This window comes from Roseateles sp. GW821-FHT09H11 (assembly GCF_059415845.1).
On the sequence record NZ_JBWKOA010000003.1, the window covers coordinates 717096 to 739275 of the forward strand.

Sequence of the window (22180 nt, forward strand, 5' to 3'; positions counted from 1 at the left end):
CCTCAACGACGCGGGCCGTAATGGCCCGGGATCCAGCGGCGACCGCCGCCGCGGTTGTCCCAGTAGCCGTCGATCCAGATGGTGCCGGTGACGACCGGGCCGCCGTCCGAATAACCGGCGCCGTAGCCACCACCGTCGCCGTAGCCGCGGTCGTAGCCGTGATAACGATGGGCGGGAACCACGACGCAGCCGGTCAATGTCGCGACCAGCGGAGCCGCGACCAGCGCAAGGAGCAGGGGACGAAGCGTTCGCATGTGGGACCTCCATGAAGGGGACTGCATGCGTCAGACAACGCGGTCCCGGAGGTCGCCGATGACCGGTCACGCCGGACATTACGCGGCGGACACGGAGTAACGGTCGGTGAGCCCGCCCCCGAACGGGCCCGCAGGCCCGGCAGGCCCGGCAGGCCCGGCAGGCCCGACCTCCCGGTCGAGCCGAAGCCCGATCAGTACGGGCCGTTCTTCAGCCAGTGTTCGAGTTGCGGCAGGCGGTCGTTGCCCCAGAAGCGTTCGCCCTCGACGATGAAGAACGGCGAGCCGAACACGCCGCGGGCTTCCGCGAGGTCGATCTCGGCCTTCAGGCGGGCGCGTGCGGCGGTGTCGTTGGCGATGGCCTGGAGCTGGTCGGGCGAGACGTGCTGGGTGGCGCAGAGTTCCTGGAGCACCTCGCCCTGGGCGATGTTGCGGTCGTCGACGAAGTAGGCCTTGTAGACGGCCTGGGCGAACTTGCGGCCCTGCTCGGGGTCGCGGTCGTTGAACCAGTGGAACAGGCGCGCGGCCATCTCGGTGTGCAGGCCCAGCGAGGACGGCGTGTTGTAGGGCACCTTCATGAAGGCGGCGAGCCGCACGACGTCGCGACGGACGTAGTCGCTGCGCATGACGCTGTTGGGAACGCGGATGCGTTCGAGCGACTGGAAGTTGGCGTCCAGCACGATGGCGTGCCAGTTGACGGTGCGGCCGTACCCGGCCGCGAGCTCGTCGATGCTCTGCGCGGCGATGTAGCCGTAAGGCGAGGCGAAGTCGAAATAGAAGTCGATCGGTGCGGACATGCGGGCTCCTGACAAGGCGCGCGGATTGTAGGAGGGTGTCTCGACGCGGCTCGAGACGCATCCGCCGGATGGGTGATGCGGGGAATGACCATGGTCACCTGACGTCAGGGTCAGGCGTTCCGACTGAAGGACGCTGGCTATCATCAAACTAGATTTCCTGGGAGAGGCGATGAGCGCGAGAACGCCTGGTCCGCTGTGCCAGATCAGCAATCCTCAAATCGTGGACAGGGGCACCAACTGCCTGTCCCAGTCGCCGTCGCCCGCGTCGATCGGTCGGCAGACGCAAGATCTGCGCGGCCTCGACGAAGCCCTGGACGCGCTACAAGCGACCGCCCTGAACTTCGCGAGGCGATACATCCAGGATGCGAAGGCGCGCGCCACCTATGTCCAACGGATCGCCGAAGCGGCGCGCACGATCCGCGCCGATGTCCTCGCGGGAAAGATGAGCGCCGCGGACGGCGCCGCGTTCGCAGCGCAGTCCCGGAACATGATCATGGAAGAGATCCGCGCGATCACATCTGCGATTGGCAGGGCAGGAGCGGAAGCGATGAAGGGGCAGGGCCTCACGCTGGAGATGGCGCTCGACAAGGCAGTCAAGAAGTTGTTTCCGGGGCAGACCTTCGCCGAGCTGTCCGCGGCGCAGAAGCGATTGGTCTTCCTGGAGATCGTGGACGCGTCGGGCCGATCGAGTCCGAAGGTGACCGGCCAGATCCCGCGTTGGCGGATGCTCGGACGGGGTCTTGCCGTCGTGACCGTGGCCATCTCGATCTACAACATCTGGGAGGCGAAGAACAAGCTGCGGCAGGGCGTCAAGGAAGGCGCGACGCTGACGGGTGGCGTCCTTGGCGGTGCTGCTGGAACGGCCTCTGCAGGCTTCTTCTGCGGGCCTGGTGCCCCCGTGTGCGTGACGGCGTTGTTCATTGTCGGCGGCATCGTCGGCGCAATTGCGGCAAGTGCGGCGGCCGATCAGGTCCTTGACCAACGAGACGTCATGAACTGGCTGGGCGAATGAGCGAGATGCGCTTCATTGACGACGACGCCCATCGCGCCGCGCGGTTGGCGATCTCGCAGTTGTTCCTGGATACGGAACTCGATGAGCTCGACCTGAAGGCCATCGCGCGCGAACTGGTGGCGACGGGACTGCCCGTCGATGAACTGCAGCGTGTCTACGAAACCGAAGTCGCACCGGCTTGCTGGCGGAATCTGCATGCGATACCCGGCGGTGTGTGGACCGGGTTCGACGAACAGTCGCTGGGCCAAGCCATCCGGCAGCATCGGCTTCAGAGATCGACATCCTCTCTCTGGCAACGTTGGTCGATTCAACGTTGGACGGCAAGCACACGAAGCGACTGGACACGCGTTCTGAAAATGCTGGCCGACAGTTGAACTGAGGCCGCGCGCGACGTCGCAGCTTTGCGCTCGCGAGTCGTCGGCTGCCGCTACCGCATCCCCCTCCCGCCCGTCAACCACCCCCGGGAGGCGATGTATCGGCCCTGTTGCCTCCGATACAGTTGTTTACCTCAGTTCCCCCTGAGTGCGTGCATTCCGTGAGGGATGTCACACCCAGGGGGCTGACCAGGGCAAAACCGGCGCGAGCCGGCGACGCAAAGCCTCCGGTCTCGGCGCCGACATCCCAAAGATGTCACGACTCGAGATAGCGGGGTTGCCGTACCGGCAATGACCGGTTCGTGACGCATCGCCGCTTGTCCGGCCCGTCCTGGGTCGAAAAAACAACGCCAGACCAACGGCAGGCAGGGATGCAAGAGAAGTATGAAACGCGGACGCCCGCGCGGCGGCGTCCGGCCGTCGGCGTGCCGACGGTGGCCACGATCGCGATCGCTGCCGCCTTGTGCGCCGGCATGGAAACCGCCTGGGGTCAGTCCTTGCCCCCGGGCACCGTCGACCCCGATGCGCAACGCCAGCTCCAGCAGCAGCGCGAGGCGCAGCAGCGCCAGTCGCTCGAACGCGAACCGGACGTCCGCCTGCGCGCCAGCGCGCCGCAGGCGCGCCCCCGTCTGCGCGACGACGAGTCCCCCTGCTTCCAGATCACGCAGATCGAGCTGCGCGGCGTCGACGGCCAACCCCGCATGGCGCGCCAGATCGGCGCGCTCGACGGTCCCCAGGGCGACGACGCGCCGATCGGCCGCTGCCTCGGCGCCGGCAGCATCGCCACGCTGGTGACGCGCCTGCAGGACGCGCTGATCGAGGAAGGCTTCATCACCACGCGCGTCCTCGCGGCGCCGCAGGACCTGTCCACCGGCCGCCTCGTGCTGACCGTCGTGCCCGGCCGCGTCCACGCGATCCGCCTGCGCGAAGGCACCTCGCCGCAGGTGCGGCTCGCCAACGCGCTGCCGGTGAAGCCGGGCGACGTGCTCAACCTGCGCGACATGGAGCAGGCGCTCGAGAACCTGCAGCGCGTCCCCGGCGCGCAGGCCGACATCCAGGTCGAGCCCGCGCTGGGCACCAGCGAGCCCGGCTACAGCGACCTCGCCGTCAGCTACCAGGGCGGCCGTCAGTGGCGCTGGCAGGTCTCGCTCGACGACAGCGGCAGCGAGGCCACCGGTCGCTACCCGCTCGCGCTGACCGCGTCGCTGGACCACGCGCTGACGCTCAACGACCTCTTTTACGCGACGCTGAATCGCGATGCCGACTGGTTCGCGCGCCGCGTCGACCACCGCGAGGGCCCGCACAAGGGCACCGGCGGCCACGTGCTGCACTACTCGCTGCCGTGGGGCCATTCGCTGATCAGCGTCACCGTGAGCCGCAGCGGCTATCGCCAGGTCGTCATCGGTGCCAACCAGACCTACGTCTATCGCGGCGCTAGCAGCAACGGCGAGCTGAAGCTGACCCGCATGCTCTGGCGCGACGGCCAGTACAAGTTCAGCGGCTATGTGAAGCTGTTCGGCCGCGGCTCGCGCAACTACATCGACGACGCCGAGGTCGAGGTCCAGCGCCGCCGCACCGGCGGCTGGGAGGCCGGCATCAACCTCAAGCGCAATGCCGGCGGCATCGGCAGCGAGGCCGAGCTCAGCCTGAAGCGCGGCACCGGCGCCTTCCACGCGCTGTCCGCACCCGAGGAAGCCTTCGGCGAGGGCGATTCGCGCGTGCGCCTGCTGCAGGGCGGCTACAGCCTCAACGGCGCGCTGACGCTCGGCGCCCGACAGCTGCAGCTGAGCACCTCGCTGCGCGGCCAGTACGCGCTGAACCGGCTGACGCCGCAGGACCGCTTTTCGATCGGCGGCCGCTACACGGTGCGCGGCTTCGGCAGCGACGCGTCGCTGTCCGCCGACAACGGCCTGCTCTGGCGCAACGAGGCGGAACTGCCGCTGTCCGCGGCGCAGCAGTCGCCGGCCGTGTCGATGTACCTCGGCGTCGACGCGGGCCTGGTCGGCGGCCATGGCGCCGAGCGCCTCGCGGGACGCCATCTGACCGGTGCCGTCATCGGTTCGCGCGTGCGCACGCAGGGCTTCTCGTTCGAGGTCTTTGCCGGCGCGCCGCTGTGGCAACCGTCCCGCTTCCCCGCAGCCCGCGTCGTCGCGGGCTTCAACCTGACCTATTCGCGCTGAGCTCCTGTCGAGCCAGGCCCTGAACTCTTTCCGTTGAGATCGCGATGAACCGTCTTCAGTACCGAATCGTCTTCAACAAGCAACGCGGCCAACTGATGGCCGTGGCGGAAACCGCCTTGAGCCACAGCAAGGGCGGCACGAGCGGAGAGAGCGATGCGCCGGCGCGTCGCGCGCTGGGGACGGTGGAGACGGTGCCCGCGGCGTCGCGCGGACCGCCCTCGCTGCTCGCGCTGGCGGCCGCCTTCGCGATGGGCGCGGTGATCACGCTGGCGCCGGACGCGCTGGCGCAGGTCAAGGCCGATACCAACGCGCCGAAGCACCAGCAGCCGACGGTGGTCAACAGCGCCAACGGCACGGTGCAGGTCAACATCCAGACGCCGAGCGCCGCCGGCGTCTCGCGCAACACCTACAGCCAGTTCGACGTCGACAAGCGCGGCGTCATCCTGAACAACGCGCGCACCGACGCCAGCACGCAGCTCGGCGGCTACGTGCAGGCCAACCCGTGGCTGGCCACCGGCAGCGCGCGCGTGATCCTCAACGAGGTCAACAGCAGCGCGCCCAGCCAGCTCAAGGGCTACGTCGAGGTGGCCGGCCAGCGCGCCGAGGTGGTCATCGCCAACCCGTCCGGCATCCAGGTCGACGGCGCCGGCTTCATCAATGCCAGCGCGGCCGTGCTGACCACCGGCACGCCGCGCTTCAACGCCGACGGCAGCATCGCCGGCTACGGCGTTCAGGGCGGCCTGATCCGCGTGGACGGACAGGGCCTGGACGGCTCGTCGACCGACTACACCGCGCTGCTCGCGCGTGCGGTCGAGATCAACGCCGGGATCTGGGCCAAGGACGCCCGCATCCAGACCGGCTCGCAGGTGATGACGGTGGACGAGACCGGCGTCGCCGGCGGCGAGTCGCTCGCGCCGACGGGCGAGCGCCCGCGCTATGCGCTGGACAGCACCGCGCTCGGCGGCATCTACGCGCAGCGCATCACGCTGGTGGGCACCGAGGCGGGCCTCGGCGTGCGCCAGGCCGGGCAGGTGGTCGGCGGACAGCTGACGCTGCGCGCGGACGGCTGGCTGGACAACACCGGCACGGTCTACGCGCAGGAGGCCGATGCCAACGGCACGCCCGCGCTGACGGTGCAATCGAACGCCGGCGTGCGCAACGCGGGTTGGCTGGCGTCGCGCGGCTCTGCCGACATTCGCGCTCCGCAGCTGAACGGCGAAGCCGGCAGCGTGACCGCGGCGGGCATGACCGCCGACGGCGCGATCGTGGCCGGCGGCGGCCAGCTGTCGCTGACCGCCTCGCAGTCGGCGAAGCAGGCCGGCCAGCTGCTGGCCGCGGACCGCCTGGCGGTGCAGGCGCCGGCGCTCGATCTCGGCGGTGCGCAGGCCCAGGCCGGATCGATCGCGCTCGGCGGCGACACCGTCGCGGCGCGCGAGTCGCTGCTGATCGCCGGCAGCGGCATCGACGTCGCAGGCAGCGCCTCGGTCGATCTGACGCGCGCGCAGGTGCAGGCGGCCACGGTCGCCGCCACCGCGCCGACGCTGACCGCCGACGGCGCGCAGCTGTCGGCCACCGGCACGCTGAGCCTGAAGGCGGGCGGCACGCTGAGCACGCAGGCGGCGAGCCTCGCTGGCGGGAAGCTGTCGATCGCGGCGCACGACGCCGATCTGCGTCAGGCGGAATGGCTGCAGGTCGGCACCGACGCGCTCTCGCTGCGCGTCGACGGCACCCTGACCGCCGACAGCGCGCGAGTGGCCAGCAACGGCGCGTCGCTGTCGATCGCGGCGAACGCCTTCAGCGCGATCGGCGCGAGCCTGGAGCAGTACGGCAGCGGCGCGCTGAGCATCGACGGCCAATCGGTCCACCTGAATGGCGCCACGCTGTGGTCCAACGGCGCGCTGTCGGCGACGGCGGCGCAGCTGACGCTCGATGGCGCGGACGCGCAAGCGCGTGCCATCGCGCTGAAGGCCGACGGCACGCTGAGCCAGCAACGCGCGACGCTGCGCACGACCGGCACCGCGACGCTGAGCGCGGACCGCATCGACAACCGCGACGGTCGCGTCGCCGCCGATGGCGGCCTGACGGTCCAGGCCGGTACCGAGCTGCGCAACGACCGCGGCGAACTGCAGGCGGCGTCGGGTGGCATCGCGATCGTCGGGCAGGCCGACATCGCCAACGCCGCCGGCCTGATCGCCGCGCGCGACGGCGTGTCGGTGCAGGGACGTTCGCTGGTGCAGGAGCAGGGTGCCGCGATCGGCGGCCAGGACGTGACGCTGACGCTGCAGGGCGAAGTCCGCCAGGATGCGTCGTCGACCATGTCCTCGACGAAGGGCCTCGGCATCGAGGCGCGCGCCATCAACGCCGATGGGCAGCTGCGCGCGGGCGGTGCGCTGACCTTGTCGGCGCAGGAGAACGTGGCACTGGGCGGCTCCGTCTACGGCGGACAGGTGACGGCGTCCTCGGGCGGCGACCTGAGCGTCGCCGGCCTGCTGGCGGCGCAAGGTGCCTTGAGCGCCACCGCGGCGCAACGACTGCAGACTGGCCCTGGCGCGACCATTGCGGCGGGCCTCGGCGCCGACGGCCGCATCGGCGGCCAAGGCGCGCTGGCGATGTCGGCGGGTTCCGCGATGACGCTGCGCGGCCAGGTGCTGGCGGTCGATGCACGGCTCGAGGCCGCCGGTCTCGACCTCACCGGGTCGCAGATCCAGGCGATCAACGCGCTGGGCTTGAAGAGCGGCAGCGAACTGGTCACCGCGGGCGCGCAATTGAGCGCGTCGTCCCTGTCGCTCCAGGCGCAGGACTGGCGCCACGCCGGCGGCCAACTGGCACTGAGCGGCAGCGGCGACCTGACCGTTGCGCTGACCGGTCGGCTGGACAACCGCCAGGGCGTGATCCAGACGAATGCGAAGAGCGTCTCGCTGACGGCGCAGACCATCGACAACACCGCCGGAAAGATCGTCACCGGCGGCGACGCGCTGGCGCTGCGCACGCAGTCGCTCGCGAACCAGGGCGGCACGCTGACGACATCGGGTGACCTGACTGTCGAGGCGCGCCAACTCGACAACCGCGACGGCGAGTTGAGCGGTCGTCGTGTCGAGCTCGCGAGCCAGCAGTTCGACAACACCGGCCGCGGCCTGATCCGCGCGACCGGCGCGGTCTCCGTCGATGCCGACACGCTGACGCACACCGGCACCCTCGCGGCCGGCGACGCGCTGAGCGTGCGCGCGGGTGCGATCGACAGCAGCGGCACCTTCGCCGCGGGCCTGCGGGCCGACAACACGATCGGCGCATCGGGGGACCTGACGCTGAATGCCTCTCGCACGCTGCAGCATTCGGGCACGAGCCTGGCCGGCGGCATCGCACGCCTCGACGGCGGCGAGCTCCAGCTACAAGGCAGCCAGACCCAGGCGGCGGGTGTCGTCGCCCAGGCGCATGGCGGCGAGTTGCGCCTGGATCGCGCCGTGGTGGTGGCGACCGATGGATTGAGCCTTCTCACGGGCGCGGGGCTGGTCACGGACAACGCGCAGGTGAGCGGCGGCACGGTGACCGTGTCGGCCGCCGACTGGCGCAACGCCGGCGGCGCGATCGCCCAGACCGCCGCGATCGGCGGCCTGACGGCCACGGTGAACGGCACGCTGGACAACACCGGCGGTCGCATCGCCGGGAACGGCGCGGCGCTGTCGCTGAGCGCGCAGCGCATCGACAACGTCTCGGGTCAGGTGATCCACGCCGGCGGCGCGAGCGGCGAACTGCGCCTCGACGCGACGACGCTCAACGGCGCCGGCGGCACCATCGCCGGCGCCGGCGGGCTCACGCTCAACGTCGGCGGCCATGCCGACCTGGGCGGCTCCCAGGCGCTCACGCAGGCGGACCGCGTGGCCATCACCGCCGGCAGTCTCAGCACGCGTGAGGCGAAGCTGATCGCGCAGAACGCCGCGCAGCTGAGCGTGACCGGCACACTCGACAACACCGCCGGCCTGGTCCAGAGCGGCGGCCCGTTGACGGTGCAGGCGGCGACGCTGACCAACCGGGACGGCCAGATCGGCGGCGCGGGCATCACGGTGAACGGCGGCACCGTCGACAACGCGGGGCAGGGGCTGATCTCGTCGACGTCGTCGCTGACGATGGCGGCGGACCGACTGACCAACGCGGGTCAGTTGCAGGCCGCGGGCGATCTCTCCGCCGCGGTGCGCGACGTGCTCGACAACACCGGCTTGATCGTGTCGCAGGGCGACGCCCGCGTGAATGCCGAGACCTTCCATCACACCGGTACCTTGGCCGCGCGCGGCAACGTCGTCGTGGCGGGTGGAACGCTCGACAGCACCGGCACCTTCGCCGCCGGCCTCAAGAATGACAACACCGTCGATGATCGCGGCGACCTGACGCTGACGGCGCGCGATGCGACGCACAGCGGGCTGTCGCTCGCGGGCGGCACGTTCTCGCTTGCCGCGGAACGCGCGGCGCTGCAGGGCAGCAGGACGCAGGCGGGGACGGTTTCGCTCCAGGCCCTGGCCGGTGATCTGGGCCTGGCGCAGGCCACCGTGGCCGCGACGCGGCAACTGAGCCTGTCCGCCTCGGGCGCGCTGGACACCTCCGCCGCCGCGCTGAGCGGCGGCAGCGTCTCCATCGCGGCCGCCGACTGGCGTCATGCGGCGGGATCGCTGGCGCAGACCGACGCGGCTGGCGCCTTCCGCGCGGACGTCATCGGGACGATCGACAACCAGGGCGGCCGCATCGGCGCCAACGCCCAGTCGGTCAGCTTGAACGCCGGTGTCCTGGACAACCGGGGCGGCGACATCACCCATGCGGGCACGGGAACGCTGTCGGTGACGGCGACGACCTTGTCCGGCACCGCCGGCCGCATCGCCAGCGCGGGCGACGTGACGCTCGACGTGAGCGGCGCGGCGACGCTCGACCGGGCCTGGACGCAAGGCCACGACATCGCCGTCGCGGCGGGCAGCCTCAGCCACCGCGAGGGGCAACTCGTCAGCGATGGTCAGACCGCGTTGACGGTCGGTGGCGCGCTGGACAACACCGGCGGCCTGCTGCAGTCGACCCAGGCGCTGACGTTGCGCGCTGGTTCGCTGAAGAACGACGACGGCCGCATTGACGGGCGCGCGGTGCAACTGCGCGCGGATGGTCTGCTGAACAACGGCGCGGAGGGTGTCGTCACGGCGGCCCAGCTGCTGCGCATCGATGCGGCCCAACTGACCAACGCGGGAACCCTGCAATCGCGCGGCGACGCGACGCTGGTCGTCGGCGACGCCTTCACCAATACCGGCAGCGTCTACGGACAGGGCGCGGTGTCGATCACGACCGGCGGCGCGTTGACGCATGGCGGCATGATCGCGGCGCAAGGCGATCTCACGGTCCACGCGGACCGCATCGCCAGCGTCGGTGCCTTCGCGGCGGGTCTGCGACCCGACAACACGATGGGCACGTCGGGCGACCTGACGATCTCGGCGGCCGGCACGCTGCAGCACTCCGGCACGGCGCAGGCCGCCGGACGCGCGTTGCTGGACGGCGCCGCGTTGCTGCTGCAGGACAGCCAGACCTCGGCCGCGGCGGTGGCGCTGACGGCACGCGGCGGGGAACTCCGTCTCGATCGCGCGCTGCTGTCGGTGAGCGGACTGCTCGACCTGCACAGCAGCACGACGCTGAACACGGAAGGCAGCCGGATGAGCGGCGCCAGCGTTGCCGTCACGGCGGTGGACTGGCGCAATGCCGGCGGGCAGATCGGCCAGACCGACGCGGCGGGAAGCTTCACCGCGGCGGTGACGGGCCTGCTCGACAACCACGGTGGCCGCATCGCCGGCAATGGCGCGTCGCTCGCGCTGTCCGCGGCGACGCTGGACAACGCGGCGGGACAGATCGTGCACGCGGGCGGCGTGTCCGGCGAACTGCGCATCGATGCGGCCTCGCTGTCCGGAGCGAGCGGCACGATCGCCGCCAACGGCGGCCTGACGCTCAACGTCACCGGCGCCGCGGATCTGAGCGGCGCCAAGACGCAGGCGGACCGCGTGGCGGTGACCGCCGGCAGCCTGAACAACCGGGGCGGCGAGCTGCTCGCGCAGCACGCGGCGCGGCTCACGGTCGCCGGGGAACTCGACAACACCAGCGGCCTGCACCAGGCCGGCGGCAGCCTCGCGATCGACGCCGGCACGCTGACGAACCGCGACGGCCAGATCGGCGCCAGCGATGTGGCGCTGACCGGCGCGTCGATCGTCAACGCCGGTCAAGGTCTGATCGCGGCGCAGGGACGACTGTCCGCCGATGTCGCCAGCCTGAGCAACGCGGGCGCGATGCAAGCCGGCGGCGACCTCGATGTTCGCGCGAGCGGCAGCCTGCTGAACAGCGGATCGATCCGCGCGCAAGGCGACGCGCTGGTCCGGGCCGACGTGCTGACCCACAGCGGCACGGTGACGGCGCAGGGCGCGGTGACGGTGAACGCGCGCGAGATCGCCAGCACCGGCGCTTTCGCCGCGGGCCTGAACGCCGACAACACCGTCGGCACGCGCGGCGATCTGACGTTGACCGCATCGGGCGCGCTGCAGCACAGCGGCACCGCGCTCGCGGGCGGCACGATGACGCTGAGCGGTGCCGCACTGGCGCTGCAGGACAGCCGCATTCAGGCGCAGCGCGTGACGATGTCCGCGCTGACCGGCGATGTCCGGCTGGATCGCGCCGTGGCGACGGGCGGCGAGCGACTGACGCTCACCGCCGCCGGCACGCTCGACACATCCAGCGCGACACTGGGTGCCGGCTCGGTGGCAATCACGGCCACGGACTGGCGCAACGTCGCCGGCGACGTCGCCCAGACCGCCACCGCGGGGGAACTGCGCGTCGATGTCTCCGGCGCGCTGAACAACCAGGGCGGCTCGATCGCAGCGAACGCCACCGACGTCACGCTGAACACGCAAACGCTCGACAACCGCGACGGCACGCTGCTGCACGCCGGCACGGGCACCTTGACGCTGAATGCGCAGCAGATCGACGGCAGCGACGGCGAGATCCTGGGCAAGGGCGCGCTGCGCGTGCTGGCGCAGGGCGCGGTGACCCTGAATGGCGCGCTGACGCAGGCGCGCGGCATCGAGCTGCAGGCGGGCAGCCTGGGCCACCGTGACGGACAGCTGCTGAGCCAGGCCGGCGCGACGCTGTCGGTCGGCGGCGACGTGGACAACGCCGGCGGCATGATCCAGAGCGCCGAGGACCTGCGCGTGAGCGCCGGATCGATCGACAACACCGGCGGTCAGCTCGACGGTCGAGGCGTCCATCTGAACACGACGGGCCGCTTGAACAACGGTGCGCAGGGCCTGATCGCGTCCGTGCAGGCGCTGACCATCGAGGCGGGCCGGCTGGACAACGCAGGCCTTCTGCAATCGCAGGCGGCGATGGACCTGACGGTCCACGGCGCGTTCGCCAACGCCGGCACCGCGTACGCACGCGGCCCGATGACGATCACGACCAGCGGCCTGCTGGGCAACACCGGCATGCTGGCCGCGCAGAGCGCGCTGACCGTGCAGGCGGCCAGCATCGCGAGCAGTGGTGCTTTCGTCGCCGGGCTGAATCCGGACAACACGCTGGGCGCGCAAGGCGATCTGACGCTGCGCAGCACGGGCGCGCTGCAGCAGAGCGGCCAGACCCTCGCCGCTGGCGCGATGTCGCTGAGCGGCACGGCGCTGCAACTGCAGGATGCCAGGCTCCAGGCGCAGACCGTCGGGCTGACGGCCACGGCGGGCGACCTTCAGCTGAATCGCGCGACGCTGGCGTCCTCCGGCGCGCTGACGCTGACCAGCGCCGGTGCGCTCGACACCGGCGCGGCGACGGTCTCCGGCGCCGGCATCGCCGTGACGGCGCAGCGCTGGTCCAACGTCGACGGCACCGTGACGCAGACGGCGCAGACCGGTCAGGGCGCGACCTTCAGCGCGACGCTGCAAGGCGCGCTCGACAACACGCGCGGCGAGATCGCCGCGGCGGGGCGCACGCTGACGATCTCGGCGGGCGCGGTGGACAACACGCAAGGGCGCGTCGTGCACGCGGGTGCCGACGGGATGCGGATCGATGCGACCTCGCTGAACGGCGTCGGCGGCGAGATCCTCGGCGCGCACGCGGTGACCTTGGCGGTGACCGGCGCAGTCGATCTGAGCCAGGCGAAGACGCAAGGCGCGTTGCTCACGATCGAGGCGGGCAGCCTGCGCCATCGAGGCGGCGAGATGCTGAGCGCCGGCGATGCGCAACTGCGCGTCACGGGCACGCTCGACAACACCGCCGGCGCGATCGTCGCGGGCGGCGACCTGCGCGCGCAGGCCAATGCGCTCGACAACACGGGCGGCCAGATCGGTGCCCGTGCCGTCGACCTGACGGTGGGCACGCTGACCAACGGCGCGCAAGGGCTGATCAATGCGCAGGGCGCGCTGACGGTCGGTGCGAGCCAGTTGACCAACGCGGGTGCGCTGCAGTCCGGCGCGGACACGCGCCTCACCGTGACCGGTGACCTGAACAACAGCGGTGCCGTCTACGCACAAGGCAATGCCGTCTTGAACGTGGGCAATGCGCTCGCGAACACGGGGTCCATCGGCGCGCAGGGCGGCTTGACGATCGATGCCGCGTCGCTGTCGGGCACCGGCTCGCTGGCGGCGGGACTGCGTCCGGACAACACCTTGGCCGCACAGGGCGACCTCACGGTGCGCACCACCGGCACGCTGCAGTCCAGCGGCGCGATGCTGTCGGCGGGTCGTCTGACCATCAGCGGGCGTGAGCTTCAACTCCAGGACAGCCGCCTGCAAGCGGCCGCGGCATCGCTGACCTCGAGCAATGGCCCGCTGCGGCTCGACCGCGCGGCGCTGGCCAGTGCCGGCGACCTGATGCTCGCGAGCGCGGGCCTGCTGTCGACCGACGGCGCGACGCTGAGCGGCGCGAACGTCGGCCTCACGGCGGGCGACTGGCGCAACGTCGGCGGATCGCTGACGCAGGTCGGTTCGACGGGCCAACTGACGGCGAACGTCGGCGGCCAGATCACCAACACCGACGGCCGCATCCAGTCGGGCGGCTCGCTGCTGCGCCTGCAGGCGCAGGCGATCGACAACGTGCGCGGCGCGCTCGTCCAGGCGGGCAGCGGTCCGCTGACGTTGTCGACCGGCACGCTGAACGGCGCCAACGGCCAGATCCTGAGCAACGGCGCGCTGACGATCGGCGCGACCGGCGCGGTGACGCTGACCAATGCCCAGACGCAAGGTGCTGGCGTGGCGGTCACGGGCAGCAGCCTCGACCATCGCGGCGCCAACCTGGTGAGCACCGGCGCGGCGCAACTGAGCATCGACGGCGCCATCGACAACACGGGCGGCACGCTGGCGAGCGCGGGTGCGCTCGACGTGCGCGCGGCCAGCCTCGCCAACCGCGGCAACGGCCTGCTGCAGAGCGATTCGACGCTGCAGGCGACGATCGGCGGCACGCTGGACAACCAGGGCGGTCGACTGCGCAGCGGCTCGACGATGAGCTTGAACGCCGGCGCCGTGGACAACCGCGGCGGCGCGGTCGGCAGCGACGGCGCGTTGACGCTCACCACCGGTAGCGCGCTGCTCAATGCGGGCGGCAACCTGCTGGCACAGCAGGGCGTGACGCTGACCGCCGCCTCCGTCGGCAACCAGCAAGGCCGCATCGCGAGCCTGCAAGGCGGCGTGACGGTGCGCGCGCAGGGCGCGCTGGACAACACCCAGGGCGCGATCCAGGCGGCGCAGACGGCGGACCTGCTGTCGACCTCGCTGATCAACCGCCAGGGCGAGGTCTCGGGCGCGACGGTCGCGATCGACACGCGCGGCCAGACGCTGGACAACACTGGCGGGCGCCTGCTCGCCTCGCAATCGCTGACGACGGACAGCGGCACGCTGGAGAACCGCGGCGGCCTGCTGCAGTCGCTCGGATCGATGTCGGTGCAGACGCACGGCGCGGCGCTGAACAACACGCGCGATGCGGGCGTCTCGACGCCGACCGGCCTGCACGCGCAAGGCGCGATGGCGATCAACGCCGGCGCGCTGACCAACGAGAACGGCATCAGCGCGGGCACCACCGCGCAGGTGTCGGTGAGCCAGCTGACGAACCGCGCGGAGCTGTCGGCGTCGTCGCTGGGCCTGACGGTCGGCGGCACGCTGGACAACCAGGGCGGTCGCGTCGTCGGCGCGCAGTCGCTCAACGCCTCCGCGCAGCAGGTGCTGAACCAGGGCGGCCTGATCTACGGCGGCAACACGCTGACGCTGAACGCGGCGGGCCGTGTCGACAACACCAACACTTCGGGCGGCGGCCAGGGCATCCAGGGCGGCAACGTCACGGTGCAGGCACAGCAGCTGGACAACATCGGCGGCCAGGTGCTGGCCAGCGGCAACCTCGGGCTGACGATCACGCAGGCGCTGAACAACGCCGGTGGCGCGTTGGGCTCGTCGGGCACGCAGTCGATCGGTGACGGGGCGCAGGCCTCGGCGCTGTCGCTGAACAACGCGGGCGGCCGCATCTGGTCGGGCGACGCGATGGGCCTGAACCTGCGCGAACTCGCCGGCGGTGTCGGCGGCCAGATCAGCAGCGGCGCGGGCATGACGGTGAAGCTCGCCGGCGATTTCAGCTACGGCGCGGGCAGCCAGTTCCAGGCCGCGGGCAACCTGTCGCTGGACCTCTCGGGCAACTTCAGCAACCAGGGCACGCTGCGCAGCGGCGGCGCCTTGTCCATCCAGGCGGCCAGCATCGACAACGCCGCCAGCGGCGAACTCAGCGGTGCGCAGACCTTCCTGACGGCGGCGGGGCAGCTCACCAACCGCGGCCTGATCGACGGCGACGGCGTGTGGCTGACGGCCGACCGGGTCGTCAACCTCGGCACCGGCCGGATCTACGGCGGCGACGTCCTCATCGACGGCGGTCAGCTGGTCAACGGCGCGGAGGGCGGCGTGTCGGCGGTGATCGCGGGCCGGCGCTCGATCGACGCGGCGCTGACGCGGGACATCTCCAACACCGGCGGTGCGCTGATCTTCGCGGACGGCACGTTGACGATGTCCGGCGCGAGCCTGCTCAACGAGAACTCGATCATCGAGGCGAGCAGCGCGCTGGGCCTCAACATGACGGGGGCCATCGTCAACCGGACCGTGCTGGCGGGTGTGAGCACGGGGCAGGTGGCGGGCACGGGATCGGGCGGCACTGGCGGCGGCGGCAGCAGCGGCGGCGGCAAGCCCGGCAACGGCGAGTTGACGGAGACGGCGCCCGAGGACACCTCCGGCGGCAGCGAGGTCGCGCCGAGCTCGGGGAGCGGCAGCGTGGCCTTCCTCGAGACGAAGGCCTTCATCCGCAGCGGCGGCAACATGAGCCTGACCGGCGCGACGCTGCTCAACAGCGGCGCCAACATCGAGGCGCGGGGCAATCTGCTGCTGCAGGCCGGCACGATCGACAACCTCAATCCCTACCTGGCGTGGCAGACCAATCCGAACGCGGGCGCTCCGTCGTCCTTGAGGATCGACTACTCGCCGAGCACTGGCATCTACGAGGAATACACGACCACCATCCAGCTCAACGGCAAGACGGCGGATCAGGCGCTGCGGGACTGGCAGAACACGCATCGGAACATGCGCGTGACCCACTCGGTCGAGATCGGCGGCGGTGAGCCGGCGACGGTGACGCAGTCGCTGGCGGCCAACATCATCGTGGGCGGGCAACTGACGGTGCTGGGCGCCACGTCGATCCGCAACGACATGAGCCGCGTCGTGGGGTACACCGGCGTCGCCATCACCGGCGGACAGGTGAGCAACGTCGAGCACAAGGTCGATGTCGTGGATGCGCAAGGCGTGACGCGACAGGCGACGCTGGTACTGCCGTCGCAGGCGCAGTCGTTCATTCCCGATGCGCAGGGCGCCGGCGGCCGCCAGCAGGCGGGCGGCGTGAGCACGGGCGGCGTCGCGTCACAGCAGGCGTCGGGAAGCTACGGCCAGGCGACGGCGGGCGGCGGCAGCGGCCTGGGCGGGCTGATCAACCGGGTCATGCAGCAGGTCAACCAGGGCAACGCGGCGCAAACCGGCGCGCAGGGGCGCGCGCAATGGCGCAGCGGCGGTCAACTGGTGGCGGAGGCTGTTGATGCGGGCAACGCGGCAGGCGGTGTCGGCGCGGTGAACGCTGGCCTGCGCGCCGGCGTCAACGGCGCCGCCAAGGCGGTGAATGCCGCCCAGTCCGGCGATGCCGGCGCCTCGGTGCGAGCCGGCACGCAGCAGACGCGCGACGGCGACTTCGTGCAAGCGGGCGGCGCACAGAACGTGGCGGGTGCCCAACTGACGACGCAGTGGCGCGACGGCGATGCCGCATCGACCCAGAACGTGCAGAAGTCCGAAACCATCGGCTTCGAGCCCGGTGTTCAAGGCAGCGCGCGCCAAGGCCTCTCGGCGATCAGCCAGACGCTGCGTGCGGCAGCCGCCGCGCAGCTGGACGGCTCCGCGCCCGACAGCAAGGCGACGACGCAGATCGGCAAGGTGCAGACCGCCACCGCGACCTCGTCGCAGCGGCCGGGTGCGATGCAAGGCGTGAGCGTGCGCGGCTCGGGCGCGACCTTCAACGGCAAGCCGCTGGCGCTGAGCGTGCAGATCAACCTGACGCCGCCGTCCAACAGCCTGTTCAAGACGCACAAGGAGCCGACGTCGAAGTACCTGGTCGAGACCGACCCGCGCTTCGCCAACTACCGGGACTGGCTGTCCAGCGATTTCCTGCTGCAGGCGATGGCGCTGGACCCGGCGGTGACGCAGAAGCGCCTGGGCGACGGCTTCTACGAGCAGCGCCTGGTGCGCGAGCAGATCGGCCAGCTGACCGGCACGGGCTACCTGTCGGGCTACGCGGACGACGAGTCCCAGTACCGCGCGCTGCTGACCAACGGCGCGACCTTCGCCAAGGAGCACCAGCTGGTGCCAGGTGTTGCGCTGACGGCGGAGCAGATGTCGCAACTCACCAGCGACCTGGTGTGGCTGGTGGAGCAGACGGTGACGCTGGCGGACGGGACGACGCAGCGCGTGCTGGTGCCGCAGGTGTACCTGGTGCCGCGCGAGGGTGACCTGCTGCCGAGCGGCTCGCTCATCGCGGGCGGCCGCGTGGAGATGGCGCTGAGCGGCGACTTCACCAACGGCGGCGACGTGCGCGGCGGCGCGGTGAACATCACCGCGCAGAACATCGCCAACACCGGCGACATGCGCGGCACGACGCTGGCGCTGAGCGCGCGTGACGACCTGCGCAACATCGGCGGTGCGTTGAACGCCACGGGCGACATGAGTCTGGTGGCCGGTCGCGACATTGCGATGGAGACGACCATCGCGAGCGGCGGCACGCAACGCGGCAACGTGACGACGAAGGCGACGGTGCTGGATCAGGTCGCTTCGCTGAGCGCGGGTGGCGTGATGGTGGTGCAGGCCGGACGCGACGTGACGCTGCAGGCGGTGCAGATCACGCAGGGCGGTGCGGACGGCGCGGGCGCGGACGGCGGCGTGCTGATCCAGGCGGGACGCGATCTGTCGCTGACGACGGTGACGACGGCCAGCGCGCGCGACGAGATCAAGAACGCCAACAACTACAAGAAGGAGAGCCAGCACCAGGACGTGGGCACGGCGCTGCAGGCCGAGGGCGCGATCGTGCTCAAGGCGGGGCAGGACCTGACGGCGACGGCGGCGCAGATCGCCAGCGCGCAGGGCGAGGTGACGCTGGGCGCGGGGCGCGACGTGCAACTGCTCGCGGGCGAGGCGAACTCGGTCGTCGAGGAGATGACGCAGAAGACGAAGAAGAGCCTGTTCAAGAAGAAGACGGTCACGACCTACAACAAGACCGACGAGACGACGGCGATCGGCACGACGGTGTCGGGCGACACGGTGAACATCGTGGCCGGCCGCGACATCACGCTGGCAGCGGCGCAGGCGGTGTCGGACAACGGCACCAAGCTGATCGCGGATCGCGACATCACCATCGACGGGGTGACGAACTCGGTCGACACCGAGCAGTTCAAGAAGACGGTGAAGTCGGGGCTGTTCAGCGGCGGCGGGATCGGCGTGACGATCGGCAAGCAGGAGCTGTCGCAGGCGACGAAGTCCACGCAGGAGACCAACCAGGGCTCGATGGTGGGCAGCGTCAACGGCGACGTGGACATCCTCGCGGGCGGAAAGTACAAGCAGATCGGTTCGGAGGTGCAGGCGCCGGGCGGCAACGTGACGATCCAGGCCAAGTCGATCGAGATCGAGGAGGCGCGCAACAAGTCCGCGCAGGACAGCGAGACGAAGTTCAAGCAGGCCGGTGTGACGCTGGCGCTGAGCGCGCCGGGGATCACCACCGCGATGGATGCGACGAAGGCGGCCGAGCACGTCACGCAGACGCAGGATGACCGCATGAAGGCGCTCGCGGCGGCGACGGCGATCTCCAAGGCGATGCAGGCGGTCGATGAGATCAAGAAGCTCGGCGAGGCGATGAACGAGGCCAACCAGAACGCCGGCATCCGACTCAGCCTGACGGTGGGCAGCTCGCAGAGCAAGAGCACGCAGCACAACGAGTCGGACCAGGCCGTGAGCAGCGCGATCTCTGCGGGCAAGAACCTCAGCCTGATCGCGAGCGGCGGCGGCGCGGATTCCAACGTGACGGTGCGCGGCAGCGCGTTGACGGGCCAGGATGTCCTGATCAAGGCGGACAACGCGATCAACCTGCTGGCCGCGGGCAACAGCAGCGAGCAGCACAGCAAGGACAGCAGCACCAGCGCCTCGGTGGGGATCGGCGTCACGCTGGGCAAGCAGAACAGCCTAGGCTTCACCGCCTCGGCCAGCGTGTCCAAGGGCAACTCCGACGGCACGGACAACTACTTCACGACGACGCAGGTCACGGGCGGCAGCTCGGTGAAGCTGGAGTCCGGCGGCGACGCGACGCTGCAAGGCGCGGTGGTCAGCGGACCGAAGGTGGGCGTCGATGTCGGTGGCAATCTGAAGATCGAAAGCCTGCAGGACACGGCCAAGTTCGACAGCAAGAGCATGAGCGCCGGCGGCAGCGTGACCATCGGGTACGGCTCGAGCGCCAGCGGCAACTTCAGCCAGTCCAAGGTCACCGCGGACTTCGCGGCGGTTGGCGAGCAGGCGGGCATCCGCGCGGGCGATGGCGGCTTCCAGGTGAACGTGAAGGGCAACACCGACCTGAAGGGTGGGGCGATCACGAGCAGCCAGGCGTCGATCGATGCGGGCAACAACAGCCTGAGCACCGGCACGCTGACGACCAGCGACATCGAGAACCGCAGCCAGTTCAAGGCGAGCGCCGTGATGGTGAGCGCGGGGACGGGCGGCGGCATGGCCGGCGCGTTCAAGGACAGCGACGACGACCGCAGCACGACGCGCAGCACGATCAGCGCGGGGAGCACGACGATCACCAGCGGGGATGCGGCGAGCCAGGCCGCGCTCGACAAGCTGGATCGTGGGGCGACCAACGATGCGACGGCGGGCAAGCTCGCGCAAGGCTGGAACGGGCAAGACCTGGCACAGCAGGCGAAGCTGAATGCGCAGATCGTGGCGGAGTTCGGGGCGCAGGCGTCGAAGGAGGTGGGTACGTTTGCGGGCGACAAGGCCGCAGATCTTCGCAAGCAAGCGAAGGACGCTGAGAACGCCGGCGACGCAAAGGCCGCCGAGGCGCTCAACACGGAAGCCAAGAAGTGGGATGAAGGCGGCGCATACCGGGTAGCGATGCATTCGGTGGTCGGGGCGCTCACTGGCGATTTGGGCGGAGCCTTGGGGGCGGCCGGCAGTGCCGCCGCAGCCGACCAGTTGGACAAGCTCCAGTCGTCGATGGAAAAGGCCCTCACAGAGGCCGGATTCGGCCCTGACAAGAAGGGAAACAACGATTGGGCGTCGGCACTGTCGAAGCTGGCCAGTGGGGCCCTGGCGACGGGTATCGGCGCTGCGGCCGGCGGTGGATTTGATGGCGCATCGGCTGGGTTGAACGAGGACTACAACAATCGGCAACTGCACGAAACGGAATCGAAACGGCTTGCCGTATTGAAGACCGGAAAAACTCCAGAACAACAAGCTCGTTTGGACGCTGCCGCCTGTGCGCTGACCCGGTGTGCGGACGGTGTACCCAACTCGGATCCGAACAAGCAATACCTCGTTCAATTGCAAGCTGAAGGCGATAGATACTCAGCTGAAAAAGCGGATTTGACGCAGGGAGGGATGTTTGAATACACCAGGCCGGACGGTTGGCGCGACGCGATTACACGTAATGGTGAATTGAGTCGGAGGGTGGGCGGATTCACCAACGCTACGCTTGGCGCTGGCGCCATGGTGGGTGGAGGACTTTTGGCAAGTGGAGGTGTCCTTACGTGCGCCGGGACTGTAATTACTTGTGTGGCAATTCCAGCCGGAGGATATATTGCCTACGCGGGTTCAGAGCAGGCCAGCGATGGCACACACAAGCTCTTCGGTACCTACACATCAACCGAAGGCGCGCGCGTATTGGCGGCATTTAATCCTGCGAGCTACCCAGGCGAACGTGACCCCCTCGCTGAAATCGGCATCGATGCCGCAAAACTAGGTACTATTGCACTGGTAGGTAAATACTTGCCAAAGAGTCTGTGGGCTGCGGAGGAAGGATTAGCTTCGAAGGGCATCAAGATTGGAGGGCCGTCGGAGCAGGCGACCCTAAGTGCTCAAGCGAAATTGACTTATGGCGACGGATTTACGACCCAAGGGGTAAAAGTCTCCGCTGATGTTGCCAACAGCGCGCAATTCAGGGCAGTGGTAGAGGAGTACAAGGCAGCTGGAAATACTACCGAGCGCGCAATCGGATATGCCGAGAACGTGGTCAAGTCAGGAGCGGAGTTGCCGGTGTCCCGAATCGTAGCCCCAGGCGAAGAGCTCATCAAGATCGTCCCTAAGAAGGCTATCGGGGATGATGGCGTTGGACCGTATTCGCCATATTTCATGACAAAGTCAGAGTATGAAAAGCTGTCAAAACTTCCGCCTGAGCAAATTGTGCAAAAATTGGGATTGCCGGCGGAACAAGCAATACGCGGAACACAACTAGGATTTGAAGTTTATTCGATGACGCCGAAGACCGGGGCAACGCCGCAGGTGTTCGTGAGCACGATCGCTCCAATCGAGCAAGGTGCATACAAAGGTGTTGGTGGCGGAGAGCAAACGCTGGTTGCCAATCGTTCTCAATGGAACGAGCCGGTGAAAATCGGAACACTCAAGGGGAAATGATGGATGACGCGAAGCCAACGGGCTACAGGGTGATAGGAGACGCAAACGTCGACAAGATTCGACTACGAATATTGGCAGTTAATCTGGAGCAATCGCTTGATAAGCATCGGACATTTTCTCCAGATGTGGCTCGGCTCGCGGAATACGCGCCTCTAAAAGACGCGATGAGGCGCGCGGAGGAGCAGATGATCGACCTACCCGAGGAACTGGGTAATCTTGGCTACTGGCTCTTTGAAACTGAGCTGAGTGGTCCGGATTTTGTTGGGTTAATCGACTGCCTCATTAAATTCGATCAATGTTTGAAGGGTTGGCGAGTGATTGAAGAGTAAGCCGCCGCA

Annotated in this window: 7 protein-coding genes and 1 riboswitch; of the genes, 5 read left to right on the forward strand and 2 right to left on the reverse strand. The window is 69.5% G+C overall.

Annotated features, from left to right (window positions below; genetic code table 11):
* Nucleotides 1–2 precede the first annotated feature (2 nt).
* The gene (locus tag AC07PR_RS13890) at nt 3–254 is read right to left on the reverse strand and encodes a hypothetical protein (RefSeq protein ID WP_297532022.1); all 252 of its coding nucleotides are present in this window, start codon (nt 252–254) and stop codon (nt 3–5) included.
* A 191-nt stretch (nt 255–445) separates the two neighbouring features.
* Nucleotides 446–1048, reverse strand: a complete 603-nt coding sequence (locus tag AC07PR_RS13895; protein WP_495135628.1) for a 2-hydroxychromene-2-carboxylate isomerase — start codon at nt 1046–1048, stop codon at nt 446–448.
* A gap of 169 nt (nt 1049–1217) precedes the next feature.
* Here AC07PR_RS13895 and AC07PR_RS13900 point away from each other — a divergent pair, with 169 nt between their 5' ends.
* From AC07PR_RS13900 to AC07PR_RS13920, 5 genes are all read left to right on the forward strand, one after another.
* Nucleotides 1218–2060, forward strand: coding sequence for a hypothetical protein (locus tag AC07PR_RS13900; RefSeq protein ID WP_495135629.1), 843 nt, complete (start codon nt 1218–1220; stop codon nt 2058–2060).
* A complete protein-coding gene (locus tag AC07PR_RS13905) occupies nt 2057–2434 on the forward strand; it encodes a DUF7079 family protein (RefSeq protein WP_495135630.1) in 378 nt (125 codons plus the stop codon). Before AC07PR_RS13900 ends, AC07PR_RS13905 begins: the two co-directional genes overlap by 4 nt.
* Before the next feature lie 183 nt (nt 2435–2617).
* A riboswitch (cyclic di-GMP riboswitch) is annotated at nt 2618–2719 on the forward strand.
* 86 nt (nt 2720–2805) lie between these two features.
* Complete coding sequence (locus AC07PR_RS13910; RefSeq protein WP_495135631.1) at nt 2806–4614, forward strand: ShlB/FhaC/HecB family hemolysin secretion/activation protein; 1809 nt, start codon at nt 2806–2808, stop codon at nt 4612–4614.
* 44 nt (nt 4615–4658) lie between these two features.
* Nucleotides 4659–21842, forward strand: a complete 17184-nt coding sequence (locus AC07PR_RS13915; protein WP_495135632.1) for a two-partner secretion domain-containing protein — start codon at nt 4659–4661, stop codon at nt 21840–21842.
* A complete protein-coding gene (locus AC07PR_RS13920) occupies nt 21842–22171 on the forward strand; it encodes a hypothetical protein (protein ID WP_377152867.1) in 330 nt (109 codons plus the stop codon). Before AC07PR_RS13915 ends, AC07PR_RS13920 begins: the two co-directional genes overlap by 1 nt.
* Nucleotides 22172–22180 lie beyond the last annotated feature (9 nt).